At 64.3% G+C, this 25,837-nt stretch carries 21 protein-coding genes and 1 tRNA gene; 9 read left to right on the forward strand and 13 right to left on the reverse strand.

Annotated features, from left to right (window positions below; all coding sequences use genetic code 11):
- Nucleotides 1-51 precede the first annotated feature (51 nt).
- The 3 genes from ACEN2S_RS00380 to ACEN2S_RS00390 all read right to left on the reverse strand — a co-directional run bounded on the left by ACEN2S_RS00380 (nt 52) and on the right by ACEN2S_RS00390 (nt 1,739).
- Nucleotides 52-128, reverse strand: a tRNA-Arg gene (locus ACEN2S_RS00380).
- Nucleotides 129-172: 44 nt separating this feature from the next.
- Nucleotides 173-631, reverse strand: coding sequence for a GNAT family N-acetyltransferase (locus tag ACEN2S_RS00385; protein WP_441860891.1), 459 nt, complete (start codon nt 629-631; stop codon nt 173-175).
- Nucleotides 632-800: 169 nt separating this feature from the next.
- The gene (locus ACEN2S_RS00390; protein ID WP_441860894.1) at nt 801-1,739 is read right to left on the reverse strand and encodes a LysR substrate-binding domain-containing protein; all 939 of its coding nucleotides are present in this window, start codon (nt 1,737-1,739) and stop codon (nt 801-803) included.
- Nucleotides 1,740-1,898: 159 nt separating this feature from the next.
- On the opposite strand from ACEN2S_RS00390, the gene katG reads away from it, so the two are divergent.
- Both katG and ACEN2S_RS00400 read left to right on the forward strand, forming a co-directional pair.
- The gene (gene katG, locus ACEN2S_RS00395) at nt 1,899-4,109 is read left to right on the forward strand and encodes a catalase/peroxidase HPI (protein WP_441860897.1); all 2,211 of its coding nucleotides are present in this window, start codon (nt 1,899-1,901) and stop codon (nt 4,107-4,109) included.
- Between the two features lie 251 nt (nt 4,110-4,360).
- Complete coding sequence (locus tag ACEN2S_RS00400) at nt 4,361-5,818, forward strand: MDR family MFS transporter (RefSeq protein ID WP_441860900.1); 1,458 nt, start codon at nt 4,361-4,363, stop codon at nt 5,816-5,818.
- 60 nt (nt 5,819-5,878) lie between these two features.
- Here the strand turns inward: ACEN2S_RS00400 and uvrB are convergent, their stop codons facing one another.
- Entirely contained in the window at nt 5,879-8,059 is a 2,181-nt protein-coding gene (gene uvrB / locus ACEN2S_RS00405; protein WP_441860902.1) for an excinuclease ABC subunit UvrB, read from the reverse strand.
- A 373-nt stretch (nt 8,060-8,432) separates the two neighbouring features.
- On the opposite strand from uvrB, the gene ACEN2S_RS00410 reads away from it, so the two are divergent.
- The 3 genes from ACEN2S_RS00410 to ACEN2S_RS00420 all read left to right on the forward strand — a co-directional run bounded on the left by ACEN2S_RS00410 (nt 8,433) and on the right by ACEN2S_RS00420 (nt 12,745).
- Entirely contained in the window at nt 8,433-8,744 is a 312-nt protein-coding gene (locus tag ACEN2S_RS00410) for an ETC complex I subunit (protein ID WP_441860905.1), read from the forward strand.
- An 815-nt stretch (nt 8,745-9,559) separates the two neighbouring features.
- Nucleotides 9,560-11,077: a GMC oxidoreductase gene (locus ACEN2S_RS00415; protein ID WP_441860908.1), complete on the forward strand. Its 1,518-nt coding sequence runs from the start codon at nt 9,560-9,562 to the stop codon at nt 11,075-11,077.
- Between the two features lie 273 nt (nt 11,078-11,350).
- Entirely contained in the window at nt 11,351-12,745 is a 1,395-nt protein-coding gene (locus tag ACEN2S_RS00420; protein WP_441860911.1) for a helix-turn-helix domain-containing protein, read from the forward strand.
- Nucleotides 12,746-12,809: 64 nt separating this feature from the next.
- Here the strand turns inward: ACEN2S_RS00420 and ACEN2S_RS00425 are convergent, their stop codons facing one another.
- From ACEN2S_RS00425 to betI, 6 genes are all read right to left on the reverse strand, one after another.
- A complete protein-coding gene (locus ACEN2S_RS00425) occupies nt 12,810-13,049 on the reverse strand; it encodes a YdcH family protein (RefSeq protein WP_441860914.1) in 240 nt (79 codons plus the stop codon).
- 97 nt (nt 13,050-13,146) lie between these two features.
- Nucleotides 13,147-13,788, reverse strand: coding sequence for a thermonuclease family protein (locus ACEN2S_RS00430; RefSeq protein ID WP_441860916.1), 642 nt, complete (start codon nt 13,786-13,788; stop codon nt 13,147-13,149).
- Nucleotides 13,789-13,854: 66 nt separating this feature from the next.
- Nucleotides 13,855-15,513, reverse strand: coding sequence for a choline dehydrogenase (betA, locus tag ACEN2S_RS00435; RefSeq protein WP_441860919.1), 1,659 nt, complete (start codon nt 15,511-15,513; stop codon nt 13,855-13,857).
- A gap of 92 nt (nt 15,514-15,605) precedes the next feature.
- On the reverse strand, nt 15,606-17,048 hold the full coding sequence (gene betB / locus ACEN2S_RS00440; protein WP_441861806.1) for a betaine-aldehyde dehydrogenase: 1,443 nt from the start codon (nt 17,046-17,048) through the stop codon (nt 15,606-15,608).
- 35 nt (nt 17,049-17,083) lie between these two features.
- On the reverse strand, nt 17,084-18,604 hold the full coding sequence (gene betC, locus ACEN2S_RS00445; RefSeq protein WP_441860922.1) for a choline-sulfatase: 1,521 nt from the start codon (nt 18,602-18,604) through the stop codon (nt 17,084-17,086).
- Nucleotides 18,601-19,206, reverse strand: coding sequence for a choline-binding transcriptional repressor BetI (gene betI / locus ACEN2S_RS00450; RefSeq protein ID WP_441861808.1), 606 nt, complete (start codon nt 19,204-19,206; stop codon nt 18,601-18,603). The genes betC and betI overlap by 4 nt, the downstream gene beginning before the upstream one ends.
- A 119-nt stretch (nt 19,207-19,325) precedes the next feature.
- Here betI and choX point away from each other — a divergent pair, with 119 nt between their 5' ends.
- The 3 genes from choX (at nt 19,326) to choV (ending at nt 22,187) form a co-directional block, all read left to right on the forward strand.
- A complete protein-coding gene (gene choX, locus ACEN2S_RS00455; protein ID WP_441860925.1) occupies nt 19,326-20,240 on the forward strand; it encodes a choline ABC transporter substrate-binding protein in 915 nt (304 codons plus the stop codon).
- A 91-nt stretch (nt 20,241-20,331) separates the two neighbouring features.
- The gene (gene choW, locus ACEN2S_RS00460; RefSeq protein ID WP_441861809.1) at nt 20,332-21,162 is read left to right on the forward strand and encodes a choline ABC transporter permease subunit; all 831 of its coding nucleotides are present in this window, start codon (nt 20,332-20,334) and stop codon (nt 21,160-21,162) included.
- A complete protein-coding gene (choV, locus tag ACEN2S_RS00465; protein ID WP_441860927.1) occupies nt 21,162-22,187 on the forward strand; it encodes a choline ABC transporter ATP-binding protein in 1,026 nt (341 codons plus the stop codon). Before choW ends, choV begins: the two co-directional genes overlap by 1 nt.
- A gap of 53 nt (nt 22,188-22,240) precedes the next feature.
- On the opposite strand, the gene ACEN2S_RS00470 is transcribed toward choV, so the two are convergent.
- On the reverse strand, nt 22,241-23,101 hold the full coding sequence (locus ACEN2S_RS00470; protein ID WP_441861811.1) for a DMT family transporter: 861 nt from the start codon (nt 23,099-23,101) through the stop codon (nt 22,241-22,243).
- Between the two features lie 181 nt (nt 23,102-23,282).
- Nucleotides 23,283-23,897, reverse strand: a complete 615-nt coding sequence (locus ACEN2S_RS00475; protein WP_441860930.1) for a LysE/ArgO family amino acid transporter — start codon at nt 23,895-23,897, stop codon at nt 23,283-23,285.
- 94 nt (nt 23,898-23,991) lie between these two features.
- Here ACEN2S_RS00475 and ACEN2S_RS00480 point away from each other — a divergent pair, with 94 nt between their 5' ends.
- Nucleotides 23,992-24,867 (forward strand): LysR family transcriptional regulator ArgP, encoded by an 876-nt coding sequence (locus ACEN2S_RS00480; protein WP_441860933.1) that lies wholly within the window; start codon nt 23,992-23,994, stop codon nt 24,865-24,867.
- Nucleotides 24,868-25,009: 142 nt separating this feature from the next.
- Here the strand turns inward: ACEN2S_RS00480 and ACEN2S_RS00485 are convergent, their stop codons facing one another.
- The gene (locus ACEN2S_RS00485) at nt 25,010-25,750 is read right to left on the reverse strand and encodes a YebC/PmpR family DNA-binding transcriptional regulator (RefSeq protein WP_441860936.1); all 741 of its coding nucleotides are present in this window, start codon (nt 25,748-25,750) and stop codon (nt 25,010-25,012) included.
- Nucleotides 25,751-25,837: the final 87 nt, after the last annotated feature.

Genomic DNA, 25,837 nt, shown 5'->3' on the forward strand with positions numbered 1-25,837 from the left:
AAAAACACCGCCTCGTGCATACATATGCCTTACCTGCAGCATCTGAAAAACTGGTGATCCCGGAAGGAATCGAACCCTCAACCTGCCGATTAGAAGTCGGCTGCTCTATCCAGTTGAGCTACGGGACCACGGCGCCGTTTTGCGCCATCAGGCCCCGTGGCGCAAGAGGGTCTCAGCGGGTGAGCGTCATGAAAACCGAGTTGGGATCGAGCACATAGCCCTCAAACGGCGGGCATTCGACGAAACCCGCCCGCGCATAGAGCCGCCGCGCTGCGGTGAAACTCGGCTGGGCGCCGGTCTCAAGGCTGAGGCGCGAAAAGCCCTCGGCCCGGGCGGCGGCAACCAGATGATCCAGCATCGCCTGCGCCAGACCGCGGCCGCGCGCCTCGGCCAGAATATGCATTGATTTGATCTCGGCATGGGTCGCATCAATGCGCTTGAACGCCCCCATGCCCAAGGGTTGCCCCGCTTCCCGCATGACATAGAACCAGATGCCCGGTGCGGCCAGCGCACCCGCGTCCAGCATGTGGATCGATTCCGGCGGCGTGTCTTCGTGCATCGCCTGCGTGTGCCGCGTCATCAACAGGGTCAGATCCGCCCCCAGCGGGCTTTCGCGCGAGATCTCGATCATGGGCGGATAATTCCGGTGATGATCCTGAAATTATTAGTTTTTCTCAATGGCGTGCGTCCCGTGGTGCTCATCCGACAATCCTGACGATGAGAGTAGCAGGCCCGGCAGCGCAGGCAAGGCTTGCCGCAACGCCCCCCCACCCCGCCATCCGCGTGCCTTGCCGAATCCGTCAGCCCAAGGCTGCCTGCCGCAGGATTGCCGGGCTTTGGCTCGCCCGCAGCGTCTCGGCGGATTGGCGCACCACCTCGGAAATATCGGTCAGCTGACGGGCGAGCGGGCTGGTCTTGCGCCAGACCATGCCGATCGTGCGCGCGGGCTGCGGATCGCGCAGCCGCGCCACCGAGACCGGGGCCGAGCGCGTCTCGACCGGCACCGCCATTTCCGGGATCAGGGTGACGCCAATCCCCGCCCCCACCATCTGCACCAACGTGGCCAGCGAACTGCCGTCGAGCCATTCGCGCGGCCGGGCCGTGGCGATGTCGCAAAACGACAGCGCCTGATCGCGGAAACAATGCCCCTCTTCCAGCAACAAGAGCCGCATTTCGCGCAGCATCTCGCGGTTGGGCACCGGTTTGCCCACGTCGCTGTGATGGCGCACGAGCAGGAAGTTTTCGGAGAACAACGGCACCTCGGTCAGCGTCGGCTCCGATACCGGCAGCGCGATGATGGCGGTGTCGAGCCGCCCGTCCATCAGCTCCTGCAACAGCTTTGGCGTCACCGTTTCGCGCAGATGCAGGTCAAGATCGGGGTAGAGGCTGGTCAGCTGACCGATGATCGTCGGCAAAAGATAGGGCGCGATTGTCGGGATCACCCCGATGCGCAACCTTCCTGCCAGCTGCGTGCGCGCGGCGCGGGCGAGGTCCTCCAGCTCTTCGACGGCGCGCAGAATTTCGCGCGCGCGCTGCGCGAAAACCTCGCCAAAGCCGGTCAGGCGGATCTGCCGCGGACTGCGCTCAAACAAGGGTGTGCCCAGCACCTCCTCCAGCTCCTTGATCTGCATAGACAGCGCCGGTTGCGTGATGGCGCAATCCTCGGCGGCGCGGCCGAAATGACCCTGCCGCGCCAGCGCCTCGAAATAGCGCAACTGTTTCAGCGTCATGTTCAGCATCAGCGCACCTTATCGCGACCATCAGAAATTCCAAATTAAACTAATCGGCGAACTCTGTTAGAAAGGCAAGACAAGGGTCACCCGGCAGACATATTCTGCGACGAGGATGGCCGCGCGGCGCCCATAGTGTGCCGGAAATACGCATGATCGGAGGATAAGATGGACGGAAACGACAGAACCGAAGGCGGCAAATGCCCGGTAATGCACGGCGGCAACCCCAATGTCAGCCATAAGGCCCGCTCGAATCGCGACTGGTGGCCCAATCAGCTGAACCTGAAGATCCTGCATCAGAATTCCAGCCTCTCGGACCCGCTCGGGGCCGATTTCGACTATGCCGAAGCTTTCAAGCAATTGGACATCGGCGCGGTGAAGCAGGATCTGCACGCGCTGATGACCGACAGTCAGGACTGGTGGCCCGCCGATTGGGGCCATTACGGGCCGTTCTTCATCCGCATGGCCTGGCACAGTGCGGGCACCTACCGCACGGCGGACGGCCGGGGCGGGGCGCGCTCGGGCACCCAGAGGTTCGCGCCGCTGAACTCCTGGCCCGATAACGTCAACCTCGACAAGGCGCGGCGCCTGCTGTGGCCGATCAAGCAGAAATACGGCAACAACCTCTCCTGGGCCGATCTGATGATCCTGACCGGGAATGTCGCGCTGGAATCAATGGGCTTCAAAACCTTTGGCTTTGCGGGCGGCCGTCCGGACGTGTGGGAGCCGGGCGAAGACATCTATTGGGGTGCCGAGGCGGAATGGCTGGGCGACAAACGCTATTCGGGCGAGCGTGAACTGGAGAACCCGCTGGCCGCCGTGCAGATGGGGCTGATTTACGTGAACCCGGAGGGGCCGAACGGCAACCCCGATCCGCTGGCCGCCGCCAAGGACATCCGCGAAACCTTTGCCCGGATGGCGATGAATGACGAAGAGACCGTCGCGCTGATCGCGGGCGGCCATACCTTCGGCAAGACGCATGGTGCGGGCGATGCGGCGCTGGTCGGCGTGGATCCGGAAGCGGCAGGGATCGAGATGCAGGGCCTCGGCTGGGTCAGCAAACACGGCACCGGCATTGGCCGCGACGCCATCGGTTCGGGCCTGGAAGTGGTCTGGACGCAGACGCCGACTGCCTGGAGCAACCATTTCTTCCGCAACCTCTTTGAGTTTGAATGGGAGCTGACCAAAAGCCCCGCCGGGGCACATCAATGGCGGCCGAAAGACGGCGCGGGCGCGGGCAGCGTGCCGGATGCGCATGATACGGACAAACGGATCGCGCCCTCGATGCTGACCACCGACCTCGCGCTGCGCTTTGACCCGATCTACGGGCCGATCTCGCGCCGCTATTACGAGAATCCGTCCCTGTTTGCCGATGCCTTTGCCCGTGCCTGGTTCAAACTGACCCACCGCGATATGGGACCGAAAGTGCTCTATCTCGGCGATGAAGTGCCCGCCGAAGACCTGATTTGGCAGGATCCGGTGCCGCCGGTCACGCATCCCCTGGTGGAGGCGGCGGAGATTGCCGATCTGAAGGCCAGCATTCTGGCCACCGGCGTCAGTGCCGCCGATCTGATCTCGACCGCCTGGAATGCTGCGGCCAGTTTCCGTGGCTCGGACAAGCGCGGCGGCGCCAATGGCGCGCGCATCCGTCTGGCCCCGCAAAAGGACTGGGCAGCGAATGAACCCGCCATGCTCGCCACTGTGCTGACGGCGCTGGTGGGCGTGCAAGCGGCCTTTAACGCTAAAGCGCCGGGCGGCAAGCAGATCTCGCTGGCCGATCTGATCGTGCTCGGCGGTGTCGCAGCGGTGGAAGCGGCGGCCAAGGCTGCGGGCGAAGCGGTTGAAGTGCCCTTTGCCCCCGGCCGCACGGATGCGAGCCAGGAACAGACCGACATCGAATCCTTCGAAGTGATGGAGCCGATGGCGGATGGGTTCCGCAACTATCAGGCGCAGGCTTTCAGCTTCTCGACCGAGGAGCTGCTGGTGGACCGGGCGCAACTCCTGACCCTGACCGCGCCGGAAATGACGGTGCTGATCGGCGGGATGCGGGCGCTGAACGCCAACCACGGCGGCAGCCAGCAAGGCGTGCTGACCCACCGTCCGGGCGTGCTGACGAATGATTTCTTCGTCAACCTGCTGGATATGGGCACGGTCTGGGCGCCGATTGGCGGCGGCGACATGGTCTTTGAGGGCCGCGACCGCGCCAGCGGCGCGCTGAAATGGACGGCAAGCCGCGCCGATCTGGTCTTTGGCTCGAACTCGCAGCTGCGGGCGATTGCCGAGGTCTATGGCCAGAACGGCGCACAGGCAAAATTCACCCGTGACTTCGTGAAGGCCTGGACCAAGGTGATGAACGCCGACCGTTTCGATCTGGCCTGAGACCGTCGGAAACCGGGCGCGCGCCGCCGCGGCCGCGCCCCTTTCACCGCCCCCGTTGTGGGGCAGCGCACAACCATCAACGCCCGAATCCACAGAGGGTTCGGGCGTTTCCTGTGCTGCTTGGGCGTTCCGCCGCCGGGGCCGTGGCGGCGCGCGAAGCCTGACTTGACATGCGTGGCAACTCGCGCCACCCCGACGTCAGGGGCTTGCTTTCCGGTCCTTTGCGCCCCCCAACCGTGAAAGGCAGCCCGATGCAAATCGACCTTCCCGCCGATGATGCCCCGATGGCACCGCTGTCGCCCGAACATGCCGCGCGCAACCGGCTGGTGATCATGCTGCTGTTGGTGTCCGCCTTCACCGTGATCCTGAACGAGACGATCATGAGCGTCGCCCTGCCCCGGCTGATGCAGGATCTGAACGTCACCGCGAGCGCGGCGCAATGGCTGACCACGGCCTTTTTGCTGACGATGGCGGTGGTGATCCCGATCACCGGCTTTTTGCTGCAGCGCATCCACACCCGCAGCGTTTTCACCCTCGCGATGGGACTCTTCAGCACCGGCACCCTGATCTGCGCGCTCTCGCCGGGGTTGGGGCTTTTGGTCTTTGGCCGCGTGGTGCAGGCCTGTGGCACCGCGATCATGATGCCGCTTCTGATGACCACCGTCATGACGCTGGTGCCGCCGCAGACGCGCGGCAAGACCATGGGCAATATCTCGATCGTGATCTCGGTGGCCCCGGCCATCGGGCCGACCATCTCCGGCATCATCCTTGATTTTCTCGACTGGCGCTGGATGTTCTGGCTGGTGCTGCCCATCGGCCTCGGCGCCTTGGCGCTGGGGCGGGCCAAGCTGCAGAACGTGACCGAGCCGCGTAAGGTGCCGCTCGACCTGATCTCGGTGCCGCTGGCGGCGCTGGGGTTTGGCGGCGTGGTTTACGGCCTCTCGACGCTGGGCGAAGGCGGCGGTGGCGAGGCGGCGATGCCGGTCTGGCTGCCCTTGCTGATCGGCGGCGTGGCCTTGGTGTTTTTCGTCGCCCGCCAGCTGAAACTCGGGCCGCAAGAGCGGGCGCTGCTGGATCTGCGTACCTTCCGGGTGCGGGTGTTCACGGTGTCGGTGGTGATGATGGGGCTGGCGATGATGTCGCTTTTCGGGATGATCATCCTGCTGCCGATCTACATTCAGAACGTGCTGGGGCTGGCGCCGCTGCAATCGGGCCTGCTGGTGCTGCCGGGCGGGCTGATCATGGGGCTGCTGGCCCCCAGCGTCGGGCGGCTTTATGACCGGATCGGCGCGCGCAAGTTGGTGATCCCGGGGGCGGTGTTTGTCAGCGCGGGCCTCTGGCTGATGGCCAGCCTCGCGCCCGGCTCGTCCGTGGGGCTGGTGCTGGCCTATCACGTGGTGCTGAGCATCGGTCTCGCGCTTCTCTTCACGCCGCTCTTCACCTCCAGCCTCGGCTCGTTGCCGCCCGAGCTATACCCGCATGGCAGCGCGGTGCTCGGCACGGTGCAGCAGGTGGCGGGGGCGGCGGGGATCGCGCTTTTCGTCTCGATCATGTCGCTGCGGATCGGGGCCGAAATGGCGGCAGGCGCCGGTCAGGTCGAGGCCACCGCCGCCGGTCTGCGGGCGGGGTTCATCTGCGGCGCGACCATCTCGCTTTTGATGATCGTCGCCGGGTTCTTTGTCCGCCGCGCCCCGAAACAGGTTGCCTGACCTCCCCCCGCCGGAAGGTCAAAACGGGCGCCCTTTGGCGCCCGTTTGCATGTCAGAGGCTTAGCGGACGCGCCGCGCCTTGCCGCCGCGCTGCCCCGCCTGCCCGCCGGTGGAACGTCCGCGTGCCTTGACCGCCGCCTCGGCTGCCGCTTCCACATCCGATTGGCGCGCCAGCGGATCATCGGCCACCGCCAACTCCACCGCCTCCAGCCGCTTGACCTCATCGCGCAGCCGCGCCGCCTCCTCGAACTCAAGGTTCTCGGCCGCCTTGCGCATCGCCAGCCGCAGCCCGTCAAGATGCGCGGCGAGGTTCGACCCCACCAGCGGCTTCTCGACCTTGGCGGTGACGCGGCTCATGTCGGTATCGCCCTGCCAGAGGCCCGCCAGCACATCCTCGACGTTCTTTTTCACCGTCGTCGGCGTGATGCCATGCAGCTCATTATAGGCAATCTGCTTGTCGCGGCGGCGGTTCGTCTCGCCCATCGCGCGCTCCATGCTGCCGGTGATGCGGTCGGCATACATGATCACCCGGCCTTCCGAGTTCCGCGCCGCCCGGCCAATGGTCTGGATGAGCGAGGTTTCCGAGCGCAGGAACCCTTCCTTATCGGCATCCAGAATCGCCACCAGCCCGCATTCGGGAATATCGAGCCCCTCGCGCAAGAGGTTGATCCCCACCAGCACATCAAAGGCCCCCAGCCGCAAATCGCGCAGGATTTCAATGCGTTCGATCGTGTCGATGTCCGAGTGCATATAGCGGATGCGGATGCCCTGCTCGTGGAAATATTCGGTCAGATCCTCGGCCATCCGCTTGGTCAGCGTGGTGACCAGCACCCGCAGACCCTGCGCCGCCACCCGACGGATCTCGTCCAGAAGGTCATCGACCTGCATCTCCACCGGGCGGATCTCGATCACCGGATCCAGAAGGCCGGTCGGGCGGATCACCTGTTCGGTGAAAACGCCGCCCGCCTGCTCCATCTCCCAATTCGCCGGCGTGGCCGAGACGAACACGGTCTGCGGCCGCATCGCATCCCATTCCTCGAACTTCAGCGGCCGGTTGTCCATGCAGGAAGGCAGCCGGAACCCGTGCTCCGCCAGCGTGAATTTGCGCCGGTAGTCGCCCTTGTACATGCCGCCGATCTGCGGCACCGAAACGTGGGATTCATCCGCGAAAACAATGGCATTGTCGGGGATGAACTCAAAGAGGGTCGGCGGCGGCTCGCCGGGCGCGCGGCCCGTGAGATAGCGCGAGTAATTCTCGATCCCGTTGCAGACGCCCGTCGCCTCCAGCATCTCCAGATCGAAATTGCAGCGCTGCTCCAGCCGCTGCGCTTCCAGAAGTTTCCCCTCGTCGTTCAGCTGTTTGAGCCGCATCGCCAGCTCTTTCTTGATGCCCTTGGTCGCCTGCTGCATCGTCGGGCGCGGCGTCACATAGTGGCTGTTGGCATAGATGCGGATCTGCTTGAACGTGTCGGTCTTGGCCCCGGTCAGCGGATCAAATTCGGTGATTGCCTCCAGCTCCTCGCCAAAAAAGGAAAACCGCCAGGCGCGGTCCTCAAGGTGGGCGGGCCAGACCTCGACCGTATCGCCGCGCACCCGGAACGCCCCGCGCTGAAAGGCGGCATCGAGGCGTTTATACTGCTGCGCCACCAGTTCCGCGATGAACTGCCGCTGTTCATAGAGCTTGCCCACCTCCATATCCTGCGTCATCGCCGAATAGGTCTCAACCGAGCCGATGCCGTAGATGCAGGAGACCGAGGCGACGATGATCACATCATCCCGCTCCAGAAGCGCCCTTGTGGCCGAGTGGCGCATCCGGTCGATCTGTTCGTTGATCTGGCTTTCCTTCTCGATATAGGTATCGGTCCGCGCCACATAGGCCTCGGGCTGATAGTAATCGTAGTAGGACACAAAGTACTCGACGGCATTGTCGGGGAAAAACCCTTTGAATTCGCCGTAAAGCTGCGCCGCCAGCGTCTTGTTGGGCGCAAGGATGATCGCCGGGCGCTGGGTCTCCTCAATCACCTTGGCCATGGTAAAGGTCTTGCCGGTGCCGGTGGCGCCAAGCAGCACCTGATCATGCTCGCCCGACAGCACCCCCGCCGACAGCTCGGCAATCGCGGTCGGCTGATCGCCCGCGGCCTGGAAGTCGGTCTTCATCACGAAGCGTTTGCCGCCCTCGAGCTTTGGCCGCGTGAGCACATCGGGGCGCGGCGCGGGGGCGTTGGTGTTGTTGTGCGGCATGGTGATATCCTTGGCCCCAGTGGTTCCCCTTTAGTTTGGTCCGTTTTTGTTCACATGCAAGGGGGCGGCGAAAATATGAAGAAACTCTGAAGGAATCCTTTCGCAAAGATTAAGGTAAACGCGCAATTTTATCAATATAGACAATGGCTTGCCGGAATATTCTCTTGAGAATACCCACCGCGTTTACTATGTTGAACCGGCAAGCAGTAAAGGCTGCCGACCTGAGCACCACCCCCACCCCTCGCTCCCCCCGCCCGGTCGGCAGCCAACCCTTGCGCTTCCTGACACCGCTGTTCGGCCCAAGCGCCTCTCGGGGCTTGCACTTTTGCTGAGGTTTCACGATAACGAACCTGTCCTGAACATGAGGGAATCCATGCGCGCACGCATCTACCAACCCGCCCGCAACGCGATGCAGTCCGGCACCGCCAAGACCAAGCATTGGATTCTGGACTATGCGCAGACCGATGCGCGCGAGATTGATCCGCTGATGGGCTGGACCAGCTCGGGCGACATGAACAGTCAGGTGCGTCTGCGCTTTGAGACCCGCGCCGAGGCCGAGGCCTATGCCAAGGAAAAGGGCCTTGAGTACACCGTGACCGAGCCGCATCAGCGCAAGGCCAACGTCCGCCCGCGCGGCTATGGCGAGAATTTCGCGACCGACCGCCGGACTGTCTGGACGCACTGAACTGTGTGTAGGTCGGGGCATAGTTGCTGCCGGCTGGGGCAAAGTTTGTCCAGTTCGGGGCAAAGGTCTCGCAAGCCCTTGATTTCATGAGGCCGCTTTCGGGCGGTCTTTGCTTTTGGAGCGATCAAGCCGGTTCAACGCACCACCGGCATTGAATGCTCCGGCGCGACGACAGCTGACTCCCGCCTGACGGGGCGGTGCATCTGCATGACCGAGGCGGGCGGCTCGTTGCACACGGCCATCCGGTTCATAGCCCGGCACGCCCGACCGCCGGTCAAAGTGGCAGGGCGAAGAGTAATTACCGCAAGCGGAAGACCTCGAGTGCCGCATCGGAGAATGTCTCGGGCCGCCCCCGTGCCCCGGTCATTTCGGCGCGCCAAACCGTGTCTGCGCCAAACCAGACCGGACACGCGCCCCGCGGGTTGAGCGCCGCCTTGTCGACAGCCCCGTTCGCGGCGCGATCACGGATGGAAGCAGGCTTCAGCATGATGCACATTAAGTCATTGTATTAATTAATATAGTAATCCTCTCCGGTCAGAGAAACAAGCTCGGTCAGACCGCAGATCGCTCCGGATTGCCCTCCACCAGCGCCCGAAAGCAGCGTCCCGACAGACCAAAGGCCAAACATGCGCCAACATTTCATCTGGACCCCTCGGCGGGGGCACTCCACACTGCCTCGAAACAGGGTGGCGCAGCGGCCAATGCGTGCTCACGCACAGCCAGAATGCGTCGCGCATACAAGGACTTGCGGTATTGGGGGTTGGCGTGCTGTGCTGCCCTCCGGCACGTCTGGGCCATCAGGGGGAGGCCGGAGAATGCAGACCATCAGCGCGGATATCGTCATCATCGGCTCGGGCGTGGGCGGCAGCGCGGTGGCGCATCAGCTGGCGGGCACGGGGGCCAAGATCCTGATCCTCGAACGCGGGGACTTTTTGCCGAATGAGCCGCAAAACAGCGATGCCGAGGCGGTCTTTGGTCAGGCGCGCTACAAAACCCGCGATGAATGGCAAGATGCCAATGGCGCGCGCTACCGGCCGGGCCAGTATTACTACGTTGGCGGGCATACGAAATTCTACGGCACTGCCATGTTCCGCTTTCGCGAAAGCGATTTTGAGGCCAGCGAAACCGGGGGGATGCCGTCGCCCGCCTGGCCGCTGCGCTATGCCGATCTCGCGCCCTATTATGCCGCCGCCGAGCGTCTTTACGGCGTGCGCGGCCAATCGGGCACCGACCCGACCGAGCCGCCGCGTGCCGCCTATCCGCATGCCGCCATTCCGCATGAACCCGTGATCGCGGCGCTGTCCGACCGGCTGGCCGCACAGGGGCTGCATCCGTTTCACATGCCCTCGGCAGTGGATTTCGGCCCCGGCGGCAGCTGCCAGCGTTGCGGCACCTGCGATGCCTTTGCCTGTCGCTTTGACGCCAAGGGCGATGCGGAAACCCGCGTCCTGCGGCCGCTCCTCGCCCATCCCGATCTGCGGCTGGAGCGGGGTGCCGAAGTCACCCGGCTGATCGCCGATGCGCAGGGCCAGCGGATCATCGCGGCCGAGGTCCGGCAGAACGGCACCCTGCTCCGGGTCGAGGCGCCGGTTTTCGTGCTCAGCGCCGGGGCGATCAACTCCGCGCTGATCCTCTTGCGGTCGGCCTGCCCCGGGGCACCAGAGGGTCTGGCCAACCGTTCCGGCGTGGTCGGGCGCTATCTGATGAACCATCATCTGACAGGGCTGATGGGGGTAAAGCCATTTGCGGTGAATGCCACCAAATTCCCCAAAACACTGGCAATAAACGATTTTTACCACGGCCTGCCCGGCGATCCGGAGGCGCGGGGCAATCTTCAGATGCTCGGCAACATTCAGGGCGCGATGATCCGCGCGGCCTATCCCGCCACGCCCCGGCCCCTCGCCCATTGGCTGGGCCGCCATTCCGTCGACGTGCTGGCCATGTCCGAGGACCTGCCCCTGCGCGAGAGCCGGGTGCGGCTGTTGGGCGACGGACAGGTCGAGGTGGATTATCGCCCCGGCGGCACCCAGGCGCATGACCGCTTTGTGCGGCACGCCAAAAGCGTGCTGCGGCGGGCGGGCTTTCCGGTGGTGCTGCGCCACAGTTTCGGCATTCAGGCCCCGTCGCATCAATGCGGCACGGTGCGGATGGGGGACGATCCCGCGACCTCGGCCCTGAACGCGCTCTGCCGCGCGCATGATCATCCGAACCTTTATGTGGTGGATTCGGGGTTCTTCCCCTCCTCCGCCGCGCTGAACCCGGCCTTGACCATCGCCGCCCAGGCGCTGCGGGTCGGCGCGCATCTGCGCGACATGCGCGCCACCTGCCCCTGAAAGGCCCGCCGAGAGCGAATTTTCGGCTGCCCTCACCGGCTCTTTCGACCGGCCCGCCGCCGGAAACCCAAGCCAATTGCGCCTCTTGGCCGGGGATGTTCGCGGTGCCGCGGGACACCGATACTGTCCTTCACGCCATCCCGGTCGGACCCTGTCCCGAGGTTGATGCGTCAGGCCCGCCTGCAGCTGACCCGCGGACCGGGTCCCCCCGCAGCGTTTGACCCGTTAGTTTGCAAAGGATATGATCGCTTTGCAAAACTATGGGAGAAGCGCATGGCCACGCAAAAACTCTATGCCGGGGCAAAACTGCGCGAGACGCGGGCCCGGATTGGCCTGACACAAAAGCTGTTTGCCGAACGGCTTGGGGTCTCCCTGCCCTATCTCAATCAGATGGAAAACAACCACCGCCCGGTCTCGGCGGCGGTGGTGCTGGCGCTGGCGGGGGAATTTGGCCTCGACGTCACCGAGCTTTCGGCGGGCGATTCCGAGCGGCTGGTGACCGACATGCGCGAAGCGCTGGCCGATCCGGTCTTCACCGACACCGCCCCGCCGCTGGCCGATCTGCGGCTCGCGGCCTCCAATGCGCCAATGTTGGCGCGGTCGTTTCTGGCGCTGCACCGCGCCTATCGCCAGACGCATGAGCGGCTGGCGAGTCTCGATGAAGCATTGGGGCGCGACGGCGGCGAAACCGTGCTGTCGCCCTGGGAGGAGGTCCGAGACTTCTTTCACTATTGCGACAATTACATTGATGCGGTGGACAGGGCTGCCGAGCGGTTTTCCTGCCCGAATGGCAAACGGTTGGATCCGGTTGTTTGCGCGATTGATGCCCTGAAAGCCCGGGGCATTGATGTGCAGTTTTCCAACATTGACAGCTTGCGCCGCCTCACCGGCGGTCATCTGCAGATCTCGGCCCGCGCACAGGCGCCGACGCAGGTGTTTCAACTGCTGCATCAGGTCGCGCTCGCGGCACAGAATGACCTGCTGGAGGCGACGCTGGATCTGGCGCGGTTTCAGTCCGAGACGGCGCGCGCGATTGCCAAAATCGGTCTGGCCAATTACTTCGCCGGAGCCGCGCTCATGCCCTACCGCGCCTTTCAACTGGCCGCACAGGAAACCCGCCACGATCTGGAGCAACTGGCCGACCGTTTCGGCGCCTCGATCGAGCAGGTGGCGCACCGTCTGTCAACGCTGCAACGGCCGGGCGCCAAAGGCATTCCGTTCTTTTTCGTCCGCGTCGATCAGGCGGGCACGATCACCAAACGCCATTCGGCCACGCGGCTGCAATTTGCCCGCTTCGGCGGCGCCTGCCCGCTGTGGAACATGCACCAGGCCTTTGAAACACCGGGACGATTCTTGCGGCAACTGGCCGAGACGCCGGATGGGGTCCGCTATCTCTGCCTCGCGCGCGACATCTCGAAATCCGGCGGCGCCTTTCATGCGCCGGTGCGCCGCTATGCCATCGGGCTGGGCTGCGAGGTCAGCCATGCGCGCGATCTGGTCTATGCCGACGGGCTGGACCTGTCGAACCCACAAGCCTTTGAACCCATAGGCATTTCCTGCCGGATCTGCGAGCGCACCCATTGCCATCAGCGTTCGGTGCCCCCGTTGGAGCGTCGCCTGACCGTCAACCCTGACGCCCGCGGCCTGCTGCCCTATGAGATCGGCTGACAATCCAGCCGGACAGGCAAAAGGCCCGGACGGGCCGGGCCTCGCACATTTTCAAATCAAGGACTTACGCCTCGGCAAGCATCCGGCTGATGTCATCTTTCAGCCCGGCGCGGGTCTTGCGCAGCGCGACCTCTGCCAGCTCCTCCAGCGTATCCAGCCGGGTTTCGGCCCGGTGCACAGCGACATTTACCGTCTGATATTCCTCAACCAGCCGCGCGAAATGCGCATTTTCGGCCTTGAGAGCGTGGATTTTATCGACATCACCCGGGAAATCCTCGGCAAGGTCATGCGGTGTATTCGACATCTGCTGTTCTCCTGTTCTGCTGCCTCCACTCTGACAGCCAGAGCCCGGCAGCACTTTGATACGGATCAACTTTCACAACCGCGCATCAAAGGGGCCATCAATGGCCCGCCCGCCGCCAGCCTGCCGCTTCGGCCTCGGCGGCGGTGCAAAACCACCGCTCGCCCTTGTCGGTATTGATACGCGTCTTTGCCCAGGTGGCGCTACCCGGCAGATGGTACAAATGACCATTGGCCGAGATATTTCCTTTGATCTGGCAAGCCCCCGGCGGCGTGCTGTCTGGCCGCGCCGCCGCGCGCACCACATCGGGACGCTCGGCCCCGCCCGCCCAGAGCCCGCGCCGTTGACGCCGGGCCTGCGCCTCCAGCGCGACATAGTCCTGACCATAGCGCGCATAGGCAAAGGCCGCGCCCTCAGCCACCAGATCGGCCGCCAGATCACGCCCCGCCACCCGGCATCGCGCCACGGTGCGGCCATAGCGGTCGGTGTCCACCCCCTGACACTGCACCTGCCCCACCGCCATCTGCCGCAACCGCTCGGTCGCGACACGGCCACAGGCCCAGAGACGCCCCTCGGCGGTGGTGCATTCCTGCCGCGCCTCCGGCGCATCCACCCCGAACAGGCGCACCTTCACCCCGGCAATCTCCAGCGTATCGCCGTCGACCACCCGCGCGGGCCCCGAAAAAACCTGCGCCCCGGCGGGCAGGGCAAGCAAGAGCAGCAGTGAACATATCCTGCACATACCGCAAGATCTGGTAGATCAGGCGGCAAAGGTCAAGGCATCTTGTGGATCATGGCAAATTGCCGCTTAACGCTGACTTTCGCGCCACGCCGGGTTGATCCAGGGCTCGGCATTCTCGGGCGCCAACGGGGTCCGCCCCAGAATATGGTCGGCCGCCTTCTCGCCGGTCATGATCGAGGGGCCGTTCAGATTGCCATTCGTCACCCGCGGGAAGATCGAGCTGTCGGCCACCCGCAGCCCCTCCACGCCGATCACCCGGCATTCGGGGTCCACCACCGCCATCGGATCATCGCGCCGCCCCATCCGCGCAGTGCCGCAGGGGTGATAGGCGCTCTCGGCATGTTCGCGGATAAAGGCATCGATCTCGGCATCGCTCTGCACATTGGCACCCGGCTGGATCTCATGCTTGAGATAAGGCGCGAAGGCCGCCTGCCCAAACACTTCGCGCGTGAGGCGGATGCATTTGCGGAACTCGTCCCAGTCATCGGGATGCGACATGTAGTTGAAGCGGATGACCGGCGCTTCCTTCGGATCGGCGGACCGCAGGGTGACGGCGCCCCGCGACTTCGAGCGCATCGGCCCCACATGCACCTGAAAGCCATGCCCCTCCGCCGAGGCCTTGCCATCATAGCGCACGGCAATCGGCAGGAAATGATACTGGATATCGGGATAATCGATCCCCGCCGCCGAGCGGATAAAGGCGCAGGCCTCAAACTGGTTTGAGGCCCCGAGCCCCTTTTTGGTGAACAACCACTGCGCCCCGATCAGCGCCTTGCCCCAGAGATTCCAGTATTTATAGAGCGTGATCGGCAGTTTTGACGCGAACTGGAAATAGATCTCCATATGGTCCTGCAGATTCGCCCCGACACCGGGCCGGTCTGCCACAACCTCGATCCCATGCTCAGCCAAATGGCCCGCATCGCCAATGCCCGAGAGCATCAACAGCTTCGGCGTATTGATCGAGGAGGCCGCGAGAATCACCTCTGCCGCCGCCGAAATCACCTCGATCCGGCCGCCGCGCTCGATCTCGACGCCGGTCGCGCGGCCGTTTTCGATCACCACTTTCCGCGCCAGACCGCGCAGCACCGTGCAATTGCCGCTTTTTTGCGCAGGCCGCAGATAGGCATTGGCGGTCGACCAGCGCTGACCTTTGAAGATCGTGGCCTCCATCGGGCCAAAACCTTCCTGCTGCTGGCCGTTGTAATCGGCGGTCACCGGATAGCCCGCTTGCTCCCCCGCCGCGATAAAGGCGTCAAACAACGGGTTCTTGCGCGGCCCGCGGCTGATGTGCAGCGGCCCTTTGTCACCGCGCCAGGCCGGATCGCCGCCATCATGGCCCCCGTGCCACTGCTCCATCCGCTTGAAATAGGGCAGAACATCGGCATAGCCCCAGCCCGCCGCGCCCTGCTCGGCCCAATGATCATAATCGCGCGCATGGCCCCGCACATAGACCATGCCATTGATGCTGGAAGATCCGCCGATCACCTTGCCACGCGGCGTGGCCAGCCGCCGCCCGTCCAGATGCGGCTCCGGCTCCGACTGAAAACCCCAGTCGTAAATCCCCATGTTCATCGGATAGGACAGCGCGCCCGGCATCTGAATGAACGGCCCGATATCGCTGCCGCCATGCTCGATCACGATCACGCTTTTGCCCGCCTCGGCCAGCCGGTAGGCCACCGCCGAGCCGCCCGAGCCCGCCCCCACGATCACATAATCCGCCCGCATCCCACTCATCCTTCCGCGTCCCGTTCTTCTTGGGAAAAATACCTTCGGGGGTCCGGGGGTGGAAAACCCCCGGCCGCACCGCCAAAACCACCTCAGTAGGGCGCGTCCACCGGCCCGAGGCCGACATAGACCGACTTCACCTGGCTATAATGCTCAATGGCCGCGCGGCTGTTCTCGCGCCCGACGCCCGAGGCTTTCACCCCACCAAACGGCGCCTCCACAGGCGTCAGATTATAGGCGTTGATCCAGCAGGTCCCGGCCTCCAGCGCGCCGATCACCCGATGCGCGCGGGTCAGATCGGCGGTGAACACCCCCGCCGCCAGCCCAAATTGCGTGGCATTCGCCCGCGCCACCACTTCGTCCTCGGTCTCGAAGTCGAGCACGGCCATCACCGGCCCAAAAACCTCCTCCCGCGCCAGCGTCATCGCATCCGTCACATCGGCAAAGACCGTCGGTTCGACAAACTGCCCTACCGCTTCGCCGCCACAGATCAGCCGCGCCCCTTCGGCCTTGGCGACACCCATATAGCCCATGACTTTTTCATGATGCAGGGCGCTGACCAGCGGGCCGAACTGCGTCTCCATATCCAGGGGATCGCCCATCTTGATCGTCGCCGTCCGCTCGGCCAGCCGCGTCAGAAAGCGCTCCTTGATGCCTTTTTGCACGAAGACCCTTGTGCCGTTCGAGCAGATCTGACCCGAGGAATAAAAGTTCGCCAGCATCGCCGCCCCCACGGCATCCTCGAGGCTTGCATCATCAAAGACGATCAGCGGCGATTTACCGCCCAGCTCCATCGTCACATGTTTCATCCCCGCCGCCGCTGCCGCATAGACCCGCGCACCGGTGGAGACCGAGCCGGTCAGCGAAACCTTGTCGACCCGCGGATCGGTGACCAGCGCGCCCCCCACGGCCCCACGGCCCTGCACCACGTTGAAAATTCCGGCAGGCATCCCGGCTTCGATAAAGATCTCCGCCAGTTGCAGCGCGCCCAAGGGGGTCACTTCCGAGGGTTTGAACACCATCGCATTGCCCATGGCGAGCGCCGGGGCCGATTTCCAGCAGGCGATCTGGCTGGGGTAATTCCAGGCGCCAATGCCCACGCAAACGCCCAGAGCCTCGCGGATCGTATAGACGAAATCGCGGCCCAGGGGCATCGTCTCGCCGGTCACCGTCGGCGCAAGGCCCGCGAAATATTCCAGCGCATCCGCACCCGAGGGCCAATCGGCGGCAAGCGTCTCCTGCAAGGGTTTGCCGGTGTCATAGGTTTCCAGCACCGAGAGATCGTGCAGCCGTTCGCGGATGATCGCCGCCGCGCGGTTCAGGATCCGGCCGCGCTCGACCGGGCGCAACGCCGCCCAGTCCTTTTGCGCCGCGCGGGCCGAGGCGAGCGCGGCCTCGATCACCGCCGGTGTCGCCTCATGCAGCGTGGCAATCACCGTGCCGGTGCCGGGATAGATCACCTCGATGACCGCTCCGGCCGTGTCTTCCAGATAGGCGCCATTGACGAAATGGCTGGCTTTCGGTTGCGTGGCAATCATTGCGGTCTCCGCTGTCAGGGGGGCAGGAAAGGTCATTCGCCGCGCGGAAAACGCTGGTTTTCCTCGAGCACATTCAGGTCCATGTGGTTGCGCATGTAACGCTCAGACGCCTTTTTCAGCGGCTGATAATCCCAGGGGTAGTAATTGCCGTTGCGCAGCGCCTCATAGACCACCCAGCGGCGGGCCTGGCTTTCGCGCACAGCGGCGTCAAAGCGGCCCAGATCCCAGCGCGCTTCGGCCTCGGCCTTCAGCGCGGCCAGCGTCTCGGCATGGGCCGGATCGCCGGCCAGATTGACCGCCTCGTGCGGGTCGGCCTCCAGATCAAACAGCTGATCGGGGTCGAGCGCGCAGAGGTTCAGCTTGAACCGCCCCCGCCGCAGACTGACCAGCGGCGCATAAGAGGCCTCGGCGGCATATTCCATCGCCACCGGCGCCGTGCGCCCCTCGCCGCGCGCCAGCGGCACCAGCGAGATGCCATCGGTCCAGGGCATCACCTCCTCCATCGACACCCCCGCCAGATCGCAGAGCGTCGGCGTCACGTCGATCGAGGAGCACGGCTCATGCCGGGCCCCCGGCTTCAGCCCCGGTGCGGCGATCATCAGCGGCACGCGGGCAGAGCCATCGAGGAAGGACATCTTGAACCACATCCCCCGCTCGCCCAGCATATCGCCGTGGTCCGAGACGAAAAGGATGATGGCTTCCTGGCGGGTCGCCTCCAGAGCCGCCAGAATTTCGCCAATCTTGTCATCCACATAGGAGATGTTGGCGAAATAAGCGCGGCGGGCGCGGCGGATCTGCTCGGCAGAAATCTCTGTCGCGGCGGCGTCCGAGGCGAGGTAGATCCGCTGCGAATGCGGGTCCATGTCCTCAAAGGCCATCGCGGGCACTTCGGGGTCCAGATGCGCGCAATCCTCGTAGAGATCCCAGTATTTCTTGCGCGCCACATAGGGGTCATGCGGATGCGTGAAGCTCGCCGTCAGGCACCAGGGACGGTCATCCTTGCCGCGCGACAGATCATAGATCTTGCGCACCGCCTCATAGGCGACCTCATCGTCATATTCGAGCTGATTGGTGATCTCGGCCACGCCCGCGCCGGTGACCGAACCCATGTTGTGATACCACCAATCGATCCGCTCGCCCGGTTTGCGGTAGTCCGGGGTCCAGCCAAAATCGGCGGGGTAAATGTCGGTGGTCAGGCGTTCCTCCAGCCCGTGCATCTGGTCGGGGCCGACGAAATGCATCTTGCCCGAGAGGCAGGTCTGATAGCCCGCACGGCGCAGATGATGCGCATAGGTCGGAATGTCCGAAGCGAATTCCGCTGCGTTATCATAGACTTTGGTGCGCGACGGCAATTGGCCTGACATGAAGCTGGCCCGTGCAGGCGCACAAAGCGGGCTGGCGGTGTAGCTGTTGGTGAAGCGCACCGAACGCGCCGCCAATGCCTTGAGGTTCGGCGCGTGCAGCCACTCGGCGGGGCCGTCCGGAAACAGGGTGCCGTTCAGCTGATCCACCATCAGGATCAGGATGTTCGGCCGTTTGGCGGTGGCGGTCATGCGCGCTCTCCCAATGTCAATTCGCGGTCAAGATGATCCAGCAGCAAGGCCATGGCCCGGGCCCGGTCGGGGGCCACCCCCTTGCCGCCCTGCCCGGAGGCCAGCGCCGCGCGCAGATAGACGCCGTCGATCAGCCCCGCCATGCTTTCCGCCACCATCGGAGCGCGGCGGCCCAGAAGCGGGCGCAGCTCATGCAAGAGGTTCGAATGCAACCGGCGGTGGTATATCAACAGCAGCCGTCGCGCCTCGGGTTCGGATTGCGCCAGCACGTAAAAGTTCAGCCAGGCCGCCACTACTTCGCGGCGGAACGATCCGGGCGCAAAACAGGCCTGAAGAATCGCTTCGATTCGGCTTTTCGGGTCGCTGGCGGTCAATAAAGCGCCGCGAACCTCTGCTCCAAAGATGGAAAGCACATGTCTCATTGCCGCGATGAAGATCGATTCCTTCGAACCGAAATAGTGATGAGCAAGCGCCGCAGAGACCCCGGCCCTACGGGCGATCTGTGCGACGGTCACCTCGAGAGACCCGGCCCGGCCGATCTCCTGGATGGTTGCTTTAACAATTTCTGCCCGTCGGATAGGCTCTGCTGCGATCCTTGCCATGTTTTCTCCGGAAAACGGTTGCAAAGATGTTTTAGTGATGAGTTAATTGACTCGTCAATCAAGAAACACGGCGGGGCATCTGCTCCGACCGTCAAATCAAGTGAACACGGGAGCGTTCCATGACTTTCAAGACCTCGATCTCTGCTCTGGCCCTTATCGCCGCCGCTGGCGCTGCGCAGGCTGACTGCAGCAAGGTCACCTTCTCGGATGTGGGCTGGACCGACATCACCACCACCACCTCGGCCACCAAACAGATCCTGCAAGCGCTGGGATATGAGGTCGATGTGAAGATCCTGGCCGTCCCGGTCACCTTCGCTTCGCTGGAATCCGGCGACATCGACGTGTTCCTCGGCAACTGGATGCCCGCACAGGAAGGCGCGGTGAAACCCTATCTCGACAATGGCAGCATCGAGATTCTGGACGAGAACCTGCAGGGCACCAACTACACGCTGGCCGTGCCCGCTTATCTTTACGACAAGGGCCTGCATGACTTTGCAGACATCGCCAAATTCAAGGATGAGCTGGGCGGCAAGATCTACGGGATCGAGCCAGGCAACGAAGGCAATGGCTATCTGATCAGCCTGACCGAGCCGGGCAAAAAGCTGGAAGGCTTTGAAGTTGTCGAAAGCTCGGAGCAGGGGATGCTGGCGCAGGTGAACCGTGCCTATGCGCAGGATGAAGCCGTGGTCTTCCTGGGCTGGGCGCCGCATCCGATGAACGCCAATTTCGAGCTGAAATATCTGACCGGCGGCGAAGAGTTCTTTGGCGGTGAAGGCGTGGTGAACACGCTGGTGCGCAAGGGCTTTGCCGAGGAATGCCCGAATGTCGCCACCCTGCTGAAAAACGAGAAGTTCAGCCTGGCGATGGAAAACCAGATCATGGGCGCGATCCTCGATGAAGGTCAGGAGCCGGATGTTGCGGTGAAGGCCTGGATTCAGGAAAACCCGGAAGTGATCACCCCCTGGCTGGCGGGTGTCACCACCAAGGACGGTGGCGATGGCCTTGCGGCCGTGAAAACCGCGCTGGGGCTCTGACCCAGACAGGGCCCCTGAGTTTCAGGGGCCCTTTTTCGACCCAAACTGACTTTCACGAAACATCCAACGCGGGAGCTCTACGCGCATGGAGATGGATTGGTTGACCACCAAGATACCGGTCGGCAAGACGGCAAGTGACGTCTTCAAATGGCTACAGATGCACGGCAAGGGCATTTTCGACACGATTTCAACCATGATGGAGGGGCTGATCAACGGCATCCTCTGGGTGCTGCAGACACCGCATCCGCTGGTCATCATTGGCTGCTTTGTCGCCCTGACCTGGTATCTGCAGCGCAACTGGAAGACCGCGCTTTTGGTGTTCGTCGGCTTTTTGTTCATCATGAACCAGGGCTACTGGAAGAACACCACCGAAAGCCTGACGCTGGTGCTCTCGGCCTGTGTGATCTGCATGACCATCGGCGTGCCGATCGGCATTGCCGTCGCCCACCGCCCCAAACTCTACGCCTGGATGCAGCCGGTGCTTGACCTGATGCAGACCCTGCCGACCTTCGTCTATCTGATCCCGGCCATCGTCTTCTTTGGTCTGGGCATGGTGCCCGGCCTGATCGCCACCGTGATCTTCGTGCTGCCCGCGCCGATCCGTCTGACCTATCTGGGCATTTCCACCACGCCACAGCCTTTGCTGGAGGCCGCCACCGCTTTTGGCGCCACCCCCTCGCAGGTGCTGTGGAAGGTGGAGCTGCCCTATGCGCTGCCGCAGATCATGGCGGGCCTCAATCAGGCGATCATGCTCTCGCTCTCGATGGTCGTCATCGCCGCCATGGTCGGCGCGAATGGCCTGGGCGTGCCGGTGGTGCGCGCGCTGAACACGGTGAACACCGCGCTTGGCTTTGAATCCGGCTTCATCATCGTGGTGGTCGCCATCATCCTTGACCGCATGCTGAAATTGGAGCGCAAGTGATGAGTGCAGCCCCCAAAACCGCTGTCGAATTCGACAATGTCTCGATTGTGTTCGGCGAGCGGCCGCAGGCCGCTTTGCCGCTGATGGATGCGGGCAAGACCCGCGCCGATGTGAAAACCGAATGTGGTCAGGTGCTCGGCGTGCACAATTGCTCGCTCAGCGTCGATGAGGGTGAGATCCTCGTGCTGATGGGCCTGTCGGGCTCGGGCAAATCCACGCTGTTGCGTGCCGTGAACGGGCTGAACCCGGTTTGCCGGGGCGAGGTCCGCATCCGCAATGATGCGGGCGGCATGGTCTCGGTCACCCATGCCTCGGCCGCCGGGCTGCGCGATCTGCGCCTGACCCGGGTGGCGATGGTCTTTCAGCAATTCGGCCTGCTGCCCTGGCGCTCGGTGCGCGAAAACGTCGGCCTCGGGCTGGAGCTCGCGGGCATGTCCCCCGAGGCGCGCCGCAAAAAGGTGGATGAGCAACTCGCCCTCGTCGGCCTGTCGGACTGGGCCGAGCGCCGGGTGGGTGACCTCTCGGGCGGGATGCAGCAGCGCGTGGGCCTCGCCCGCGCCTTTGCCACCGATGCGCCGATCCTGCTGATGGACGAGCCCTTCTCGGCGCTCGATCCGCTGATCCGCGCCCGGCTGCAGGATGAGTTGCTGGAACTGCAATCGCGGCTGAAACGCACGATCATCTTCGTCAGCCATGATCTGGATGAGGCCTTCAAACTGGGCAACCGCATCGCCCTGATGGAGGGCGGCCGTCTGGTGCAGATCGGCACCGCACGCGAGATCATCGCCAATCCGGTTGATGATTATGTGGCCGATTTCGTGGCGCATATGAATCCGATGGGCGTGCTGACCGCGCATGACGTCGCCGAAGCAGGCGAGGCCCCCGGCGCGCCGGAGGTGCATGCCGAAACCCCGGTGCGCGAGGTGATGGGCCTCCTGAAGGATCATCCGATGCTGGGCATCACCGGCGGTGGCCGCATCAGCCGCGAAGGCGTGATCGGCTGTCTGATCTCGCCGCAGGGCTAAGGCATCCGCGCTGAAAGAAAGAACGCCGGTCCCTCGGGGCCGGCGTTTTGCTGTCAGACCTTGGTGGCGTTGTGCAGCGGCGTGACCGTCCGCCGTTTGATCTGCGCCTCGCGCCAGGTCATATAGGTGATCGCGCCAATGATGATCGCGCCGCCCAGAATGACCATCGGGTCCACCGCCTCGCCGAACATCACCGCCCCCAGCAGCGCCGCCCAGATCAGCTGCAGGAAGGTGACGGGCTGGGTCACCGTCATCGGCGCCGTGGCAAAGGCCCGCGTCATGCAGTAATGCCCCGCCGTTGCCGCCAAAGCGGTGGCCGCGAGAATGACCATCTGCCCCAGCGTCGGCGTCACCCAATCCATCGCGGCCAGCGGCGCGAGGCCGAGGGTGACGGTGAAGGACATCATCGCCACCACCGCGGTCGCGGGCGCATTCTCGGCCAGCTTCTTGGCAATCAGATAGGAGATCCCGAAGCAAAAGGCCGCCCCCAATTGGGCGAACTGCCCCGCACCAAGTTCGCGCAGGCCCGGGCGCAGCACGATCAGCGCGCCGATGATCGCCACCCCGATCGCCAGCAGCCGCCGGGCCGCCAGACGCTCGCCAAAGGCCAGGGTGGCGCCCAGGGTAACCACGATCGGATTCAGATAGCCAATCGCCGTCACCTCGGCGATCGGGATCCGCGCCATGGCATAGAACCACAGGCAGACGGCCACCGTGTGCAGCACCCCCCGCAGCACGAAAAGCCGCCAGATCGGCACCGTGAACCCGCGCCGCAAGACCGGCACCAGCACCGGCATCAGGAAGACCAAGCCGAAGGCAAAGCGCAAAAAGGCGGCTTCGGGCGAGGGCAGCACCGTGCCAAGGCTGCGCACAAGCCCGTTCACCGCGACGAAAAAGCCTCCCGTCGCCAGCATCCACAGCACCCCCGCGACCGGATGGTTCGGGGCCACGCGCGGGGCGGCCAAACCATCCTCCGGCGGCGCCGCACCATCGACGGCAGACAAAGGGGAGGGCGTGCGGGGGGCATCGGCTTCACGTGTCATGCAAGGAATTGACGCCAACTGCCGCGCGGGCGCAAGGCCGCGATTGTACCCGTCACGCCGCGCCCGTCAGCGCCATCAGCCCCAGCCGCAGCGCGATGGACCACATCGCCACCCCGATGGCCAGCTCCAGCACCTGCCAGGCGCGGGGGCGGGCAAAGACCGGCGCCAGCACCCGCGCGCCAAACCCCAAGAGGCAAAAGAACACCAGCGAGGCCGTGGCCGCCCCCAGCCCAAAGGCCAGCCCCTGCCCCGGAAACTGCGCCGAGATGCCGCCCAGAAACACCACCGTATCCAGCCAGACATGCGGATTGCCCCAGGTGATCAGCGCCAGCATCCCCAGCACCTTTCCCAGCGGTGCAGGCGCGGTGCGCGCCACCGCCAAAGCCTCGCCCCCGGCCCAGGCCCGGCGAAAGGCCATCGCCCCCAGCCAGAGGAGAAAGGCGATCCCGCCCCAGAGCGCCACCACCCCCACCCAGGGCGCCAGCGCGCTCAGCCGGGCAAATCCCCCCACCCCGATGCCAATCAACAAGGCGTCCGAACCTGCGCAAAACAGCACCACCGGCAAGACATGCTGCCGCAACACCCCCTGCCGCAGCACAAAGGCATTCTGCGCCCCGATCGCCACGATCAGCCCGAGCGAAAGCTTGAACCCTTCCAAGAATACCATCTGCCGCCCTTTGCGCTTTTGTTCTGACAAAGGCTCTAGCGCGGCAGCGCCTTTCGCGCCATTTAATTGGGATAACGCCAATGAAGGACAGCTAATGCACGACTACCCCGCCCTGGCCGCCCTCGCCGAAGTGCTGCGCCGCGGCAGCTTTGAAGGCGCCGCAATGGCGCTGCGGGTGACGCCCTCCGCCATCTCGCAGCGCATCAAGGGCCTCGAGGACCGGCTGGGTCAGGTCCTGATCCAGCGCGGGCCGCCGCTGGCGGGAACCGAGGCAGGCCTGCGCCTCGCGCGCCATGTCGAACAGGTGCATCTGCTGGAGGCCAGCCTCGGCGCCGATCTGATGCCGGAAACCGGCCCCCGGCGCCTATCGCTCGCGGTGAATGCCGACAGCCTCGCCACCTGGGTGCTGCCCGCGCTCGCGACACAGGAGGGGCTGCTCTATGACCTGACCATCGACGATCAGGACCATTCCGCCGATTGGCTGAAACGCGGCGCGGTGGTGGCGGCGGTGACCGCCGATCCGGGCCCCCTGCCCGGCTGCGATACGGCGGCGCTGGGGGCGCTGCGCTATATCGCCACCGCCAGCCCCGGCTATCTTGCCCGCTGGTTCCCGCAAGGCCTGACGCCCGAGGCCCTCGCCGAGGCCCCGGCGCTGACCTTCAACGCCAAGGACCGGCTGCAAATCGACTGGGCCAGCCGTCAGGCGGGGCGCCGGATCAGCCCGCCCACCCATGTCATCGGCTCCAGTCAGGCCTTTATCGAAGCCGCCGCTCTGGGCCTGGGTTGGGGGATGAATCCCGAACCGCTGATCCGCAGCCACCTCGCGGCAGGCACCCTGATCCCCCTTGACCCCAAAGCCCCCCTCGACGTGGCGCTCTACTGGCAAAGCCTGCGTGCGATGAAAGGCCCGCTGGCCCCGCTCACCGCCGCCGTCCGGCAGGCTGCCCGGGCAGTGCTGATCCCGATCTGACGCTTGCTTCGTCTCAAATATCCCCGCCGGAGGCTCCCGTGGCCGCCGTGGAAGCCTCCGGCGGGGATATTTGGAATCAGGCAAAGCAAAACGGCCCGCCGATGCCGGAGGGCCGTTCTGTCAGATCTTTGACAATCGTGGCTCAGAGCGCCGCGGCGATCTCTTCGCTGACGTCGAAATTGGCGGTGACGTTTTGCACATCATCGTCATCTTCCAGCGCATCCATCAGCTTCATCAGCTTGGTCGCGGTTTCCAGATCCACATTGGTGCGGTTCTGCGGTTTCCAGATCAGCTTCGAGCTTTCGGATTCGCCCAAGACCGCCTCAAGCGCGTTCGACACTTCGCTGAGCGAGGTATCGGCGCAATAGATCCAATGCCCTTCGTCATCGCTTTCGACGTCGTCAGCACCGGCTTCCAGAGCGGCCATCATCACGGTGTCGGCGTCGCCGGCGCTGGCGGGATACATGATCTCGCCCAGACGGTCGAACATGAAGCTGACCGAACCGGTGGTACCGAGATTGCCGCCGAATTTCGTGAAATAGCTGCGCACGTTGGAGGCGGTGCGGTTCACGTTGTCGGTCATGGTTTCCACGATCACCGCGATGCCGTTCGGGCCATAGCCCTCATAGCGCAGTTCCGTGTAATCCTCGGCGTCGCCGCCCATGGATTTCTTGATCGCGCGGTCGATCACATCCTTGGGGCAAGAGACCGATTTGGCCGCCTTGACCGCCAGACGCAGACGCGGGTTCTTGTCGGGGTCCGGGTCACCCATCTTGGCGGCAACGGTGATCTCTTTTGCCAGCTTCGAGAACAGTTTCGAACGAAGTTTATCCTGCCGCCCCTTGCGGTGCTGGATGTTCGCCCATTTTGAATGGCCTGCCATGACCCTCTCCGATCCGGTTTACGCGGTTAGCGGCCCATATAGTGCAGGCGATGGGGGGGCCGCAAGTCTTGGCTGCCGCCCGCCCCC

The organism is Phaeovulum sp. W22_SRMD_FR3 (assembly GCF_052113705.1).
In the GTDB taxonomy this organism is placed as follows: domain Bacteria; phylum Pseudomonadota; class Alphaproteobacteria; order Rhodobacterales; family Rhodobacteraceae; genus JBGQOG01.

What these genes read in the sequence shown, in the direction of transcription:
- betA (WP_441860919.1), bottom strand. Translation starts at nt 15,513, where the DNA reads ATGCGGGCGGATTATGTGATCGTGGGGGCGGGCTCGGGCGGCTCGGCG.
- ACEN2S_RS00385 (WP_441860891.1), bottom strand. Translation starts at nt 631, where the DNA reads ATGATCGAGATCTCGCGCGAAAGCCCGCTGGGGGCGGATCTGACCCTG.
- ACEN2S_RS00475 (WP_441860930.1), bottom strand. Translation starts at nt 23,897, where the DNA reads ATGGTATTCTTGGAAGGGTTCAAGCTTTCGCTCGGGCTGATCGTGGCG.
- ACEN2S_RS00390 (WP_441860894.1), bottom strand. Translation starts at nt 1,739, where the DNA reads ATGCTGAACATGACGCTGAAACAGTTGCGCTATTTCGAGGCGCTGGCG.
- uvrB (WP_441860902.1), bottom strand. Translation starts at nt 8,059, where the DNA reads ATGCCGCACAACAACACCAACGCCCCCGCGCCGCGCCCCGATGTGCTC.
- ACEN2S_RS00400 (WP_441860900.1), top strand. Translation starts at nt 4,361, where the DNA reads ATGCAAATCGACCTTCCCGCCGATGATGCCCCGATGGCACCGCTGTCG.
- betC (WP_441860922.1), bottom strand. Translation starts at nt 18,604, where the DNA reads ATGACCGCCACCGCCAAACGGCCGAACATCCTGATCCTGATGGTGGAT.
- ACEN2S_RS00480 (WP_441860933.1), top strand. Translation starts at nt 23,992, where the DNA reads ATGCACGACTACCCCGCCCTGGCCGCCCTCGCCGAAGTGCTGCGCCGC.
- ACEN2S_RS00470 (WP_441861811.1), bottom strand. Translation starts at nt 23,101, where the DNA reads ATGCTGGCGACGGGAGGCTTTTTCGTCGCGGTGAACGGGCTTGTGCGC.
- ACEN2S_RS00485 (WP_441860936.1), bottom strand. Translation starts at nt 25,750, where the DNA reads ATGGCAGGCCATTCAAAATGGGCGAACATCCAGCACCGCAAGGGGCGG.
- ACEN2S_RS00410 (WP_441860905.1), top strand. Translation starts at nt 8,433, where the DNA reads ATGCGCGCACGCATCTACCAACCCGCCCGCAACGCGATGCAGTCCGGC.
- katG (WP_441860897.1), top strand. Translation starts at nt 1,899, where the DNA reads ATGGACGGAAACGACAGAACCGAAGGCGGCAAATGCCCGGTAATGCAC.
- choX (WP_441860925.1), top strand. Translation starts at nt 19,326, where the DNA reads ATGACTTTCAAGACCTCGATCTCTGCTCTGGCCCTTATCGCCGCCGCT.
- choW (WP_441861809.1), top strand. Translation starts at nt 20,332, where the DNA reads ATGGATTGGTTGACCACCAAGATACCGGTCGGCAAGACGGCAAGTGAC.
- betI (WP_441861808.1), bottom strand. Translation starts at nt 19,206, where the DNA reads ATGGCAAGGATCGCAGCAGAGCCTATCCGACGGGCAGAAATTGTTAAA.
- ACEN2S_RS00415 (WP_441860908.1), top strand. Translation starts at nt 9,560, where the DNA reads ATGCAGACCATCAGCGCGGATATCGTCATCATCGGCTCGGGCGTGGGC.
- ACEN2S_RS00425 (WP_441860914.1), bottom strand. Translation starts at nt 13,049, where the DNA reads ATGTCGAATACACCGCATGACCTTGCCGAGGATTTCCCGGGTGATGTC.
- choV (WP_441860927.1), top strand. Translation starts at nt 21,162, where the DNA reads ATGAGTGCAGCCCCCAAAACCGCTGTCGAATTCGACAATGTCTCGATT.
- ACEN2S_RS00430 (WP_441860916.1), bottom strand. Translation starts at nt 13,788, where the DNA reads ATGTGCAGGATATGTTCACTGCTGCTCTTGCTTGCCCTGCCCGCCGGG.
- ACEN2S_RS00420 (WP_441860911.1), top strand. Translation starts at nt 11,351, where the DNA reads ATGGCCACGCAAAAACTCTATGCCGGGGCAAAACTGCGCGAGACGCGG.